General features: G+C 61.5%; 14 protein-coding genes and 1 riboswitch. Of the genes, 1 reads left to right on the top strand and 13 read right to left on the bottom strand.

Annotation, left to right across the window (positions count from 1 at the left end; translation table 11 throughout):
• Positions 1-63 precede the first annotated feature (63 nt).
• Positions 64-1,341 carry an OmpP1/FadL family transporter gene (locus M5G20_RS11745; RefSeq protein ID WP_273919254.1) on the top strand — a complete coding sequence of 426 codons (1,278 nt, stop codon included), beginning with the start codon at positions 64-66 and terminating at the stop codon, positions 1,339-1,341.
• 90 nt (positions 1,342-1,431) lie between these two features.
• Here the strand turns inward: M5G20_RS11745 and M5G20_RS11740 are convergent, their stop codons facing one another.
• The 13 genes from M5G20_RS11740 to cobO all read right to left on the bottom strand — a co-directional run bounded on the left by M5G20_RS11740 (position 1,432) and on the right by cobO (position 12,989).
• A complete protein-coding gene (locus tag M5G20_RS11740; RefSeq protein WP_273919253.1) occupies positions 1,432-2,001 on the bottom strand; it encodes a glutathione peroxidase in 570 nt (189 codons plus the stop codon).
• 186 nt (positions 2,002-2,187) lie between these two features.
• Positions 2,188-3,396 (bottom strand): MFS transporter, encoded by a 1,209-nt coding sequence (locus M5G20_RS11735; RefSeq protein WP_273919252.1) that lies wholly within the window; start codon positions 3,394-3,396, stop codon positions 2,188-2,190.
• A gap of 52 nt (positions 3,397-3,448) precedes the next feature.
• Complete coding sequence (locus M5G20_RS11730) at positions 3,449-3,853, bottom strand: MarR family winged helix-turn-helix transcriptional regulator (protein WP_034146381.1); 405 nt, start codon at positions 3,851-3,853, stop codon at positions 3,449-3,451.
• Positions 3,854-3,992: 139 nt separating this feature from the next.
• A complete protein-coding gene (locus M5G20_RS11725) occupies positions 3,993-4,724 on the bottom strand; it encodes an adenosylcobinamide-GDP ribazoletransferase (protein WP_273919251.1) in 732 nt (243 codons plus the stop codon).
• A gap of 2 nt (positions 4,725-4,726) precedes the next feature.
• Complete coding sequence (gene cobC / locus M5G20_RS11720) at positions 4,727-5,302, bottom strand: alpha-ribazole phosphatase family protein (protein ID WP_273919250.1); 576 nt, start codon at positions 5,300-5,302, stop codon at positions 4,727-4,729.
• A complete protein-coding gene (gene cobT / locus M5G20_RS11715; RefSeq protein WP_273919249.1) occupies positions 5,299-6,354 on the bottom strand; it encodes a nicotinate-nucleotide--dimethylbenzimidazole phosphoribosyltransferase in 1,056 nt (351 codons plus the stop codon). The genes cobC and cobT overlap by 4 nt, the downstream gene beginning before the upstream one ends.
• Entirely contained in the window at positions 6,351-6,872 is a 522-nt protein-coding gene (gene cobU, locus M5G20_RS11710; protein WP_273919248.1) for a bifunctional adenosylcobinamide kinase/adenosylcobinamide-phosphate guanylyltransferase, read from the bottom strand. Before cobU ends, cobT begins: the two co-directional genes overlap by 4 nt.
• 109 nt (positions 6,873-6,981) lie before the next feature.
• The gene (locus M5G20_RS11705; protein WP_273919247.1) at positions 6,982-8,433 is read right to left on the bottom strand and encodes a cobyric acid synthase; all 1,452 of its coding nucleotides are present in this window, start codon (positions 8,431-8,433) and stop codon (positions 6,982-6,984) included.
• The gene (gene cobD / locus M5G20_RS11700) at positions 8,430-9,422 is read right to left on the bottom strand and encodes a threonine-phosphate decarboxylase CobD (RefSeq protein ID WP_273919246.1); all 993 of its coding nucleotides are present in this window, start codon (positions 9,420-9,422) and stop codon (positions 8,430-8,432) included. Before cobD ends, M5G20_RS11705 begins: the two co-directional genes overlap by 4 nt.
• On the bottom strand, positions 9,415-10,323 hold the full coding sequence (gene cbiB, locus M5G20_RS11695) for an adenosylcobinamide-phosphate synthase CbiB (RefSeq protein WP_273919245.1): 909 nt from the start codon (positions 10,321-10,323) through the stop codon (positions 9,415-9,417). Before cbiB ends, cobD begins: the two co-directional genes overlap by 8 nt.
• Complete coding sequence (gene bluB, locus M5G20_RS11690; protein WP_273919244.1) at positions 10,320-10,970, bottom strand: 5,6-dimethylbenzimidazole synthase; 651 nt, start codon at positions 10,968-10,970, stop codon at positions 10,320-10,322. The genes cbiB and bluB overlap by 4 nt, the downstream gene beginning before the upstream one ends.
• Entirely contained in the window at positions 10,967-12,367 is a 1,401-nt protein-coding gene (locus M5G20_RS11685; RefSeq protein ID WP_273919243.1) for a cobyrinate a,c-diamide synthase, read from the bottom strand. Before M5G20_RS11685 ends, bluB begins: the two co-directional genes overlap by 4 nt.
• Positions 12,368-12,377: 10 nt before the next feature.
• Positions 12,378-12,989 carry a cob(I)yrinic acid a,c-diamide adenosyltransferase gene (gene cobO / locus M5G20_RS11680; protein WP_273919242.1) on the bottom strand — a complete coding sequence of 204 codons (612 nt, stop codon included), beginning with the start codon at positions 12,987-12,989 and terminating at the stop codon, positions 12,378-12,380.
• An 83-nt stretch (positions 12,990-13,072) separates the two neighbouring features.
• Positions 13,073-13,301: riboswitch (cobalamin riboswitch) on the bottom strand.
• Positions 13,302-13,329 lie beyond the last annotated feature (28 nt).

The following is a 13,329-nucleotide window of genomic DNA, read 5'->3' as shown; positions in this document are numbered from 1 at the left end:
CCTATAGCGCCGGGACGAAAATGTTGGTAATTTTCGCCCCGGTGATCACCAGGAGTTCTAATAATGAAAAAAGTAATGCTCAAAACCACCATTAGCCTCGCCGTTGCCATGGCATCCACCCAGATTTTCGCAAGTGGCTTTGCCCTGAACGAACAAAGCATCAGCGGGATGGGTACTGGTTTTGCCGGGCGATCTTCCTCTGCCGACGACGCATCCACAGTTGTAGGCAACCCTGCCGGCATGTCTCGCATTAAACGCGAGCAAGTCACCGGCGGTGTTGCATTCATCGACGCACACACCGACATCAGCGATGCCAGCTCCCGCCCGAACGGCGGCACCAACAAAGGTGACATGGTCCCTTTCATGGGCGTGCCGATGGGCTACTACGTCAAGCCTATCGATGACCAGTGGGCAGTCGGTTTCGGCGTGTACGCACCGTTCGGTCTGGTAACCGATTATGAAAACGGTTTTGCCGGCCGTTACTTCGGCAGCAAGAGCGAAGTACAAATCATCACCCTGCAGCCAACCGTCAGCTACGCCTTCAACGACAAGGTGTCGATCGGTTTCGGTCCGACCATCAACCGTATCGACGGCAAGCTGGAATCGAACCTGTCGCTAAACCCGCTTGGTCCGGACGGCGAAGTCAAGATCAAAGGTGACGACACTGCGCTGGGTTACAACATCGGTATCCTGGTGCAAGCCACCGACAGCACTCGCGTTGGCCTGACCTACCACTCGAAAGTGAAGTACAAGCTCGACGGTGACACCAAGGTCAACTACGCCGGCCTCGCTGCCCTGCGTCAGCCAACAAGCCAGAAGTACGATGCTTCGCTGGATATCACCACGCCTGAGTCGGTCGACTTCTCGGTTACCCATCAGTTGGACGACCAGTGGACTCTTTATGCAGGCAGCACCTGGACTCGCTGGAGCCGCCTGAAAGAAATCAGCGTCGAGAACAGCGGCGTTCCCGCACTTCTGAACGCTCAATTCGGTACCATCACCGAAGAGCAGAACTGGCACGACACCTGGGCGCACGCCATCGGCGCTTCGTATCAGCTGAACAAGCAGTGGGTTCTGCGCACCGGTTTCTCGGTGGACCAGGCACCTACCAACAACGAAAACCGTTCCCCACGCATCCCGACTGGCGATCGCAAGATTTTCAGCCTGGGCGCCGGCTGGAGCCCGACCGACGACCTGACCATCGACGTCGCGTACTCGTACCTGCGTGAAGAATCGGTCAAGATCAACAACAGCAACGGTGCCCCGCGCAACCAGAACTACAGCGCCAAGTATGAAAACTGGGCGAACGGTTTCGGTATCGGTGCGACCTATCGCTTCTGATGATTCGCAGCGAGCCTGAACCACTCGCCGCCTGAATCAAAAAAAGCCCCGCCCTCTTGCACAGAGGCGGGGCTTTTTAGTGGGTGTCGATCAGGGGGCGGAGGCCAGGGGTGGCGAAGCGAGGGCCTTTTCCACCGCCTCGATGAAGTCGGGATCATCAGGCTTGGTCAGGCTGGAGAAGCTGGCGATTACCTTGCCCTGACGGTCGACCACGTATTTGTAGAAATTCCACTTCGGCGGGTTTTTGGACTGCTTGCCAAGCACCTTGAACAGGTTCGTTGCACCGTCGCCGCGGACTTTCTGTGGCTCGGTCATGGTGAAGGTCACGCCGTAGTTCACGTAGCAGACCTTGGCGGTTTCGGCACCGTCCTTGGACTCCTGCTTGAAGTCATTGGACGGCACACCGATCACCTCCAGCCCTTTACCCTTGTACTGCTGATTGAGCGCTTCAAGGCCTTTGAACTGGGGTGCGAAGCCACAGAAACTCGCGGTATTGACCACCACCAGCGGTTTGCCGGCGAAGCGCTGGCACAGGTCGATTGATTCATTGGCACGCAGCTTGGGCAAGGAGCCCTGCAACAACGCCGGGCACTCTGCCGCTTGAGCCAATCCGGTAAACGCTACCAGTAACGCAGGAACTGCCAGCCAGCGCATCAGCATATCGGTGCTTCCTTGAGTGATCGTGTGACAACGAAGTTACTCGCCCTCCGACTCGGCAGCAAGCGCCCTAACAAGCCCCCATGCCTAACTGCATCAACGCCAGGCCGCCCTGATGCCAGCCCCACCAAGCCACTGCGAGCAACACAGCGCATACGACAAAAACAGCGACACGCGGCCAGAGACTGCTCATGTTGCGCTCAGTTGTGTTTGCAGGCGTGCAACCGGCCGTTCACGCACCGGCCAGTTCAGAGCAGCAGCCAACAGGCTCAAAAGAATTGCTACCTGCCAAATCAAGTCATAGCTCCCGGTCCGGTCGTAAACCACCCCACCCAACCAGCCGCCCAGGAACGAACCCAGCTGGTGAAACAGGAAAACAATCCCACCGAGCATGGACAGGTTTCGTACGCCGAACAAGGTCGCGACCGTGCCATTGGTCAATGGCACCGTCGACAACCAGAGGAAGCCCATCGCCATGCCGAACAGGTACGCCGTAGTTGTCGTCACCGGCGCCCACAGGAACAGCGCGATCACCACCGCCCGCAACAAATACAACCCGGTGAGCAACCGCGGCTTGGACATGCGCCCGCCGAGCCAGCCGGCGGTGTAGGTGCCGAAGATGTTGAACAAGCCGATCAGCGCCAGCACCGTTGTGCCGACGGTGGCCGGCAGATGCTGATCGACCAGGTACGCCGGCAAATGCACGCCGATGAACACCACTTGAAAACCGCAGACAAAGAAACCGAACGCCAGCAGCCAGAACCCCGAATGGGAGCAGGCCTCGCGCAGTGCTTCCGAGAGGGTTTGTTCATGACCGAGCACCGGCAACGGCTTGTCCTTGAGCATACTCACCAGCGGCACGATCAGCGCCACCAACAGGCCCAAGGCCAGCAATGCCGCCGACCAGCCAAGCCAGCCAATCAACCCGAGCGTGCCGGGCAGCATGGCGAACTGGCCGAACGAACCCGCGGCACTGGCAATCCCCATGCCCATGCTGCGTTTCTCCGGCGGCACGGCCCGCCCGACCACGCCGAGGATCACCGAAAACGACGTGCCCGACAGGCCGATACCGATCAACAGGCCCGCGCTCAAGGACAACGTCACCGCCGAATCCGAGAGCCCCATGAACACCAGGCCCACGGCATACAGCACGCCCCCGATCAGCACCACTTTCGCTGCGCCAAAGCGGTCGGCCAAAGCGCCGGTGAAAGGCTGCGCCAGCCCCCAGATCAGGTTCTGCAGGGCGATGGCAAAGGCAAACACTTCACGCCCCCAGCCAAATTCGGCGCTCATCGGCGCCAGGAACAGCCCGAAGCCATGTCGCACGCCCAGAGACAACGCAAGGATCAGCGCACTCCCCAGCAAAACCCAACCGCATGTACGCCACATCGATGTCATTCTTGTTCTCCGGTCGCGGGTATATACCCGCTTAAGATCGAACAAACCGGCATCAAGCCAGTTCGTCCAGCAACTTCAATAACGTTTCGCGTTTTTCGGCGCCCAGGCGATCGACCAACCGCTGCTGGGCTGCTTCCCACGCGGGCAAGGCCGCTTTCAGACGCTCGGCGCCGGCCTCGGTCAGCCTGACGATGCGATTGCGCATGTCCTCGCCCTCGACCAGCATCACCAGCCCTTCGCCCTCCAGCACGCGCAAATTGCGACCCAGGGTACTGCGGTCGAGCCCCATCGCTTCAGCGAGGGTGGAAATGCTCGGTTGATCCAGCCGCTGCAGATTGCACAGCAAAGAATACTGCGCGACGTTGATCCCGAAGCCATCGAGAGCGCCGTCGTAATGCCTGCTGACGCCACGGGCGGCGCGACGCAGGTTGATACATAAACATTGGGAATCGAGCATGATGCGTGTATATACCCGCGAGTGTGTTAAATCAAGTTACAGGATCGCAGAAAAATCAAAAGATCGCAGCTTTCGGCAATGCCAACAAAAGATCTTGCCCTTGCAGGAGTTGCCGCAGGCTGCGATCGTTTCAAAACGTTCAGACCAACGCCAACCCCACCAGAACGGCCATCTCCAGCAATTCAAGCAACGCCCCCGCCGTATCGCCCGTCGTCCCGCCAATGCGTCGCAGCATCACTTGCCGCAGCCACACAAACCCGAGCCCGGCCAGGACCAGCGCCCATACGCCACCGAGGCCTGCGATCAACACACAAGCCAGGGCGCTGACCGCCAACACTTGCTTACCCGCCGAACGCGGCAGATGATCAGCCAATGCCTGCCCCAAACCACCGGCACGCACATAGGGCGTGGTCAGGAATAACCCCAGCAACGCTCCCCGCCCAATCAACGGCACAATGATCAACGCGACTGCGTACTCTTGCTCGATCAATGCCAGCAATGCAGTGAACTTGAGCAACAGCACCAGGACCAGCGTAACGACCGCAATCGGCCCGCTGCGCGGATCTTTCATGATCGTCAGCGTGCGCTCGCGATCACCAAAGCCTCCGAGCCAGGCATCGGCACTGTCGGCCAAACCATCAAGATGCAGCGCACCACTGAGCAACACCCAAACCGTCAGCAACAGCGCGGCATGCAGTAGCACAGGCGCGCCCAGCAACAGCCAGTTCAACGCCCACAGAATGACGCCGAACAACAATCCCGCCAACGGATAGAACAGCAGCGAGCGCCCCAACTCCTGAGGCGCCGGCATGCCCGGCAAACGAATCGGCAGGCTGCTCAGAAATTGCAGGGCGATCCAGAACGGCAACATGGTCAGATCACTTCCCTTAACACACCGCCGGCGTCAACCGACAGCGAGAACAGCGCACCATGGCCGACTTCGACGTTTAGCAATTGCTCCCGGGGCATCCCCCGCGCCTGCGCCAGCAACAAACGCATGACGCCGCCATGGCTGATCAGCAACACGCGCTCTCCAGCGCAGATCGACTGCAAACGCGCTACGGCCGTCCGCACCCGCAGAGAAAAATCCGCCACCGGCTCGCCTCCCGGCGGGGTAAACGAATACGGATCAGCCCAAAACAAACCCAGGGCTTGGGCGTCGGTTTTCATCAACTCGGCAGCGCTCTGCCCCTCCCAGGCACCAAAATGAAGTTCCTGCAGATCTTTTTCCAGCGTGACCGGAACGCCCAATTGCCCACCCAGTTCATGCGCGAACCGCGCACATCGCTGCAACGGCGAACTCACCAACCGATCCCAAGGCCCCTGCGCCAGCACCGCCTCGCGCATCTGCTGCCAACCTTTTTCGGTCAGCGCGTCGTCGAGGCTGCCACGCAAACCGCCACCGAGTTCGGTTTCGCCGTGGCGCAACAGGTCCAGGTGCAAGGTCATGCCGGGCGATCCGCCACCGCAGCCTCAGCGAAGGTCGCCATCTGCCCGTGGAGATCACAAGCCAGACGCAACAACGGCACCGCCAGCGCGGCACCGCTGCCCTCGCCCAGACGCAACCCGAGGTCGAGCAGCGGTTCGGCGTTCAGAGTTTCCAGCACATGCTGATGACCCGGCTCGGCACCGCGATGCCCAAACAACAGCCACTGACGGCAATCGGGATTCAAACGCACCGCGACCAATGCCGCGACGCTGCAAATGAACCCGTCTACCAGCACCGCGACACCTTCCTGCGCACAGGCCAGATAAGCACCGACCAGCGCCGCCATTTCAAAACCGCCGAGGTTGAACAGGGTCTGCAAGGCATCGCCACGCTGAGCCGCATGGAACGCCAACGCCCGCTCGATCACCTGCGCCTTATGGCTGACGCCCGCTGCGTTCAACCCGGTGCCCGGCCCGGTCAGGTGCATCACCGGGCACTCGAGCAAGGCACAGGCCAAAGCGCTGGCAGCGGTGGTGTTGCCGATGCCCATCTCACCACCGATAAACAATTGCGCACCCCTCGCGATGGCTCGCAGCACGCTGTCGCGACCGGCCTGCATAGCGAGTTCGCCTTGGGCCTGAGTCATCGCCGGGCCTTGGACGAAGTTCGCCGTGCCCGGGCCGATGTTCAGATGACGCACGCCCGGCAGGTTCAATGACGGTGTTACGGTGCCGAGATCGACCACTTCCAGGGAGGCGCCCAACTGCCGCGCCAACACGCTGATCGCTGCTCCACCGTTGACGAAGTTATGCAGCATTTGCCCGGTGACTTCCTGGGGGAACGCCGACACCCCTTCGGCGACCACGCCATGGTCACCGGCAAAAATCGCGATCCAGACCTGATCCAGGTTTGGCTTGACCTGCCCTTGCAGTCCGGCCAGTTGCACCGCTACCGACTCGAGTTGACCGAGAGAACCGGCCGGCTTGGTCAGTTGCTGTTGCCGGGCTTGTGCCTGTTCGAGCACTTGAGTGTCGATCGGTTTGCACGGGGCCAGCCACCAGGATGGGGTCATAACGCAGTTCCTTTCAGAGACAGGGGCAGGCCGGCAACGGTCAGGACGACGCGCTGACACCGTTCGGCCAGAGCTTGATGCAGCCAACCGGCTTCATCGACATAACGGCGAGTCAATTCGCCCAGCGGCACGACACCCATTCCGGTCTCGTTGCTGACAAAAATGATTTCACCCGGCAGCGATGCCAGGCAATCGAGCAAGGCATCCCGTTCGGCGCCCAGGCGCTCGGCGTCGTCGAGCATCAACAAGTTGGTCAGCCACAGCGTCAGGCAATCCACCAGCAGGCAATGATCGACGCGGGCATGTTCACGCAGGACGCGGGCGAGTTCGAGCGGTTCTTCGATCAGCGCCCATTCGGCTGGGCGACGGGCGCGGTGATGGGCGACCCGCTCGTTCATTTCGCCGTCCAGTGGTTGGCTGGTGGCGATGTACGTCACCGACAATTGACTGTCAGTCGCCAGTTTTTCGGCCAGACGACTTTTGCCGGAGCGGGCGCCGCCGAGGATCAGTTGCAGCATGGTTTATTCCTTAACATCTTCGGTGAAGCACCTGGGCTCCCACAGAGATCTGGATTGACATGAACCCTGTGGGAGCGAGCTTGCTCGCGATAGGGCCGGCAAGGCCAGCCTAAATCCCGCAGAGCTCACGCAGCAACGGGGTGTCCAAATGCTTCTCCACCAAATCCGCCAACCGCTCGATATCGCGCTCGCGCAACCCGTGGTAATCCACCTCCTGCACCGCCTGCAAACCCGCCCAACGCAACAGCGCGCTGCAGGCCGCCGGTGACTCGAACAGGCCATGCAAATACGTGCCGAAAATCTGCCCGTCGTCGCTCTGGGCACCGTCGCACCGACCATCATCGAGCTGCACCGCGGCGTTTTCCAGCGCCGGCCCGGTGGTCACGCCAGCGTGAATTTCATAGCCGACGACTTCAGCATTCTCCAGCGCCAGGCGACCGCGCACATTGCGCAGTTGCTTGTCCTGTTCCAGCTGCGTTTCAAATGCCAGCAAGCCCAGTCCGGCGCTGGAGCCCGGTGCACCTTCCAGGCCCAACGGGTCGTGCACCTGCTCGCCGAGCATTTGCAGGCCGCCGCAGATACCCAACACTTTTCCGCCATAGCGCAAATGCCGGGCGATTGCAGTTTCCCAGCCGTTGGCGCGCAGGTACGCGAGATCACTGCGCACACTTTTCGAGCCGGGCAAGATGATCAGGTCGGCGGGAGGAATCGCCTGGCCGGGGCCGATGAATTGCAGATCGACTTGCGGATGCAGGCGCAGCGGATCGAAATCGGTGTGGTTGCTGATGCGCGGCAGCACCGGCACCACGACTTTCAGGACTTGCTCGGCCTTGTCGGTCTGGCGCTGATCGATGCCGTCTTCGGCTTCCAGATGCAAGTCCATCACATAAGGCAGGACCCCGATCACCGGTTTGCCGGTGCGCGATTCAAGCCAGTCGAGACCGGGTTGCAACAGGGCAATGTCGCCGCGAAAACGGTTGATGATGAAGCCTTTGACCCGCGCCTGCTCGCTCGGTGACAGCAACTCCAGTGTGCCCACCAGATGCGCGAAAACCCCGCCGCGGTTGATGTCGGCGATCAGCAGCACCGGGCAATCCACCGCTTCGGCGAACCCCATGTTGGCGATGTCGCCGGCACGCAGATTGATTTCCGCCGGCGAACCCGCACCTTCGACCATCACCACCGGATACGCCGCGCTCAACCGTTGGTGCGAGACCAGCACCGCTTTCATCGCGATGGCTTTGTAGTCGTGATAGGCCACGGCATTCATCGTCGTGACCGCACGGCCATGGATGATCACCTGAGCGCCCGTATCGCTGTTGGGCTTGAGCAGCACCGGGTTCATGTCGGTATGAGGCTCGAGGAACGCCGCCTGAGCCTGCACGGCTTGCGCGCGACCGATTTCGCCTCCGTCGGCCGTCACCGCACTGTTGAGCGCCATGTTCTGCGGCTTGAACGGCACCACGCCGACACCCTGACGCGTGACCCAGCGGCACAGCGCCGTCACCAGGGTACTTTTACCGGCATCGGAGGTGGTGCCCTGCACCATCAACGTGGTCATGGCTGTTCCTTGGTTAACGCATTGAATGCGGCATCGAGACGCGCCCAATCGGCTTCATCGCCCGGCAAGCCGAAACGCAGGCTGCTGTTATGTTTGAACAGGCGCAGCAGAATGCCGCGTCGGGCCATGAACTCGTGGAGCTCCTCGGCGCGATCCGTGATCAGCCACTGAAACAGCGCGCAGCCACCCTGCGGTTTGAAGCCGTGGTGTTCGAGCAGCGCCGCCAATCGCTCACTGGCCTCTTCGGCGCGTATGCGTTGTTGCGTTTGGCCTTCGGTGTCGCGCAGGCACGCCTGGCCCAACACCCGGGTCGGGCCACTCACCGCCCACGGCCCCACTTGCTCGGCGAGCAATTTGAGCAACTTGCGCTCGGCCAGCACAAAACCCAAACGCACACCGGCCAAGCCAAAAAATTTGCCGAACGAACGCAGCACGATCAAACCGACTTGATGGGCGAATGGCGCAAGGCTCAAGTGTGGCGTGTTGTCCATGAACGCTTCGTCCACCACCAACCAGCCACCGCGCTGCGCCAGACGCGCGTGCCAGTCCAGCAATCGGCCGGGCGTCAGGCTCAGACCCGTGGGATTGTTCGGGTTGACCACCACCAGTATGTCGAGGCTGTCGACGAAGAAATCGACTTCCTGCTCCAGCACTTCACGCACGATGTAACCGTTACGCCGCCAGGCTTCGGCATGTTCGGCGTAGCACGGCGAGAGCACGCCGACCTTGCCGGCCCGACGCAAACGCGGCAGCAACTGGATGGCCATTTGCGAACCGGCCACCGGCAATGCCTGCAAGGTGCCGTAATAATCGCAAGCGGCCTGTTCCAGTCCGTCGTCGGTTTCCGGCAACCGCGCCCACGCCCGCAACGATATTTCAGGGACAGGAAACGGCCAGGGCGCGAGGCCACTGGACAGATCGAGCCAATCGGCTTCCTCGATGCCGTATTCGAACGCCGCCTTGCGCAACCGGCCACCGTGTTCAAGCATAAAATTCAGCCCCCACGCAGAGAATCAGCAGCCATAACCATACCCCGCGCTGGACCAATTGCCAGCCTCGGTCGATGGCGTCGGCATCCGCCGGCACGCCTTCGCCCAGTTGCGGACGCTCATGCAGTTCGCCGTGATAAATCGCCGGCCCGCCCAATTCGACGCCCAGCGCACCCGCCCCCGCCGCCATCACCGGACCGGCATTCGGACTGTCCCAGGTCCGGCCCTGGGTGCGCCAGCATTTCAGGGCCAGGCGGGTTTTGCCCAGCAGCGCGTAGGTCAACGCCACCAGTCGCGCAGGAATGTAATTGAGCACGTCGTCGATCTTCGCCGCCGCCCAGCCAAAGCGTTCGAAACGTTCGTTGCGATAGCCCCACATCGCATCCAGCGTATTGCTCAACCGATAGAGCACCACGCCTGGCGCACCGGCCACGGCAAACCAGAACAAGGCGGCGAACACCGCGTCGCTGCCGTTCTCCAGTACCGATTCGGTGGCGGCACGGGCGACTTCGGTTTCATCCAGCTCACTGGTTTTACGGCTGACCAGATAGCTCACGCGTTTGCGTGCCTCTTCAAGATCATTGCTTCGCAGGGCTTTCGCCACAGGCTCGACGTGTTCACCAAGGCTGCGCATGCCGAGGGCGCAATACAGCGCGAGAATCTCGACCATCCAGCCGACATAAGGCGCCCAGGAAAATGCCGTGGCCAACAATGTCAGCGGTAACACGGCGATCACCCACGCAGTGACGCCATGACTGCGCCAGCCACGGCCACCGCCGTTGAAACGTTGCTCGATGCGCTCGGCAAAACGGCCGAACGCCACCAGCGGATGCCAGCGTTTGGGTTCGCCCAGCAGCGCATCCAGCGCCACCGCGGCGACACTCAACAACGCCACACTCATTGACTCACTCCCCAATAATTTTCATACAACATTTCACTCAGCGGACGCGCCTGCGCCCAACCTTCGAGCACCAGCATCGGTGCCGGATAGAATGCCTTGACCGGCCCCAGGCACAGGATCGCCAATGGCTTGGCACCCGCGGGCAAGCCCAACAGGTCCGCGAGCGCTTGCGGTTCGAACAATGAAACCCAGCCCATGCCCAATCCTTCGGCACGGGACGCCAGCCAGAGGTTCTGGATCGCGCAGGACAACGACGCCAAGTCCATTTCCGGCAGCGTACGACGCCCGAAGATATGCCGCTCGCGATCCTCCATCAGTGCAGCCACCAGCACCTCGGCACAGTCGTTGATGCCTTCGACCTTGAGCTGCATGAATTCGTCGGTGCGCTCGCCGAGGGCTTCGGCGGTGCGGATGCGCTCGTCTTCCACCAGCGCCTGGATCTTGCCGCGCAAATCGCGATCGCTGATGCGGATGAAACGCCATGGCTGCATCAGGCCAACGCTGGGCGCCTGATGCGCGGCTTCGAGCAGGCGTCGCAGCAACTCGGGCTCGACGGTGCCGCCGCTGAAGTGACGCATGTCGCGGCGTTCGGCGATGGCTCGGTAGACGGCTGCGCGTTCGGCTTCGGAGAAGGCGTTGTCTGTCATGGCCTCATCGCTGGCAAGCCAGCTTCCACAGGGGATTGCATTTCTTCAGGTATCACACTGCTCACTGTAGGAGCAGGCTTGCCAGCGATGGCGGCTTCAAGGTCGGGTGCGAAAAGCGCGGCGATCGCCTGTGGATTCGACGGAAAATAAAAATGCACATAAGAGGCCGTCATTCGCCCCTCACGATAAACCGCTTCGGCTCCACGCCCGCCATTAGGACTCAAGCCCCGGGCAATCGGCGTCAGTTCGGTGGTCGTCAGCGAGTGATGATAGGTATGCCCGCGCAGCGAGCCTTCCGGCAGTTCAACCGCCTGCAGGGCCAACGCGGCCAGGCGCTTTTGCATCACCGCGTCACCGCTCAGCAAACCGACCAGCTCGGCGCGGATGCCTTCGACATCAGTCAACGAATCGAGCAGATAAAGCATGCCGCCACATTCGGCCAGCAACGGCTTACCCGCGGCATGGTGCGCGCGGATGGCGTTCAGCATCGAGGTGTTTTGCGCCAGCACCACATGATGCAACTCCGGATAACCGCCTGGCAGATACAAGCTGTCGGCCTCCGGTAACTGCGCGTCACGGATCGGCGAGAAAAACCGCAACTCAGCGCCCATCGCCCGCAACACATCGAGACTGGCGCCATAGGTGAAGGCAAACGCTTCATCACGGGCCACGGCAATGCGCACACCCGCCAGCAACGGCTCGGCTGCGATCACATCGGGGGCGGCGAACTGCACCGCTGGCGGCAACGCGACTTCGCAACTGCTGGCCAAAGCATCGGCCGCCGCATCAAGGCGCACATCGAGGTCGTTCAATTCGCTGGCCTGTACCAACCCCAGGTGCCGACTCGGCAATTCGATTCCGGTTTCCCGGGACAAGGCGCCATACCAGCGCAGGCCTTCGGTCAGGCTGCCCTCAAGCAATTGCGCGTGACGCAGGGTGCCGACGCGATTGGCCAGGACACCGGCAAACGGCAAGTCCGGCTGATAACGCGCCAGCCCGAGGGCCAGCGCACCAAAGGTCTGGGCCATGGCGGTGCCATCGATGACAGCGAGCACCGGCACACCGAAGTGGCGCGCCAGATCGGCACTCGACGGCGTACCGTCAAACAGCCCCATCACCCCTTCGATCAGAATCAGATCGGCTTCAGCGGCGGCTTCCCACAACAGGCGACGACTTTCCTGCTCGCCGACCATCCACATATCCAATTGATAAACCGGCGCACCGCTGGCGCGCTCGAGAATCATCGGGTCGAGAAAGTCCGGGCCGCATTTGAACACGCGCACCTTGCGCCCCTGGTTGCGATGCAAACGGGCCAGTGCGGCGGTGACCGTGGTCTTGCCCTGACCGGAGGCCGGCGCGGCAATCAATACTGCCGGGCATTGGCGAGCGCTATTCATACAGTGCGACTCACAGTTCCACGCCTTTTTGCGCTTTGATTCCGGCCTGGAAGGCGTGCTTGATCATGCCCATCTCGGTGACGGTGTCAGCCAGCTCGATCATTTCCGGCTTGGCGCCGCGACCGGTGACCACCACGTGTTGCATCGGCGGACGCGCCTGCAAATCGCTGAGCACCTGATCCAGATCGAGATAACCGTGCTTGAGGGCGATGTTCAATTCGTCCAGCACCACCAGGCCGATGGACGGATCACGCAGCAGTTCCTGCGACACGGCCCAGGCCGCTTCGGCGGCGGCGATATCACGCTGACGATCCTGGGTTTCCCAAGTGAAGCCCTCGCCCATCACATGAAAACGCACCTGCTCGGGGAAGCGTCGGAAAAACAATTCTTCGCCGGTGCTGTGACGTCCTTTGATGAATTGCACCACGCCGCATTGCATGCCATGGCCCATGGATCGCGCGAGCATGCCGAAGGCCGAACTGCTCTTGCCTTTGCCGTTGCCGCTCAGCACCAGCAGCAAGCCGCACTCGTTCGGCGAGTTGGCAATGCGCTCGTCGATCACGGCTTTTTTGCGCAGCATGCGCGCCAGATGACGTTCGTCACGATCGGGGGTATCAGTCATGGGGGAGCTCTCCGTTGAGGCTGGAATAACGGCGGGCAGGCACAAGAATAGACGGCAAGAAGCCTGGCATCGCCCACCGTGATGCCGCTTGGATGGATCAGGCCGGTCTCCGGACTCATGAGCGGCTTGCGCCAGACTGCGCGCCTTCCCATGTCTGTCGACACAGTGGCCAAGGCGCAGCCTTTCACCCATTTACCGTTGCGGGGGCAGCGTCGGGATTGCGACACTTCACTTCTGAAGCGCTCGCTCACCGACTTCCCTGTTTCACTCTGTCGACCCAAGCCACAGAGCACCTGAAACAAGCCGCGAAGGTTAGAGGGTTGGGGGTGGAGCGTCAATT

The sequence above is a fragment of the Pseudomonas sp. TNT2022 ID1044 genome (assembly GCF_028656895.1).
Taxonomy (GTDB): Bacteria; Pseudomonadota; Gammaproteobacteria; order Pseudomonadales; family Pseudomonadaceae; genus Aquipseudomonas; species Aquipseudomonas reinekei.
The sequence above is the reverse complement of the archived record's forward strand: the minus strand, read 5'-3'. Positions and strand labels throughout refer to the sequence as shown.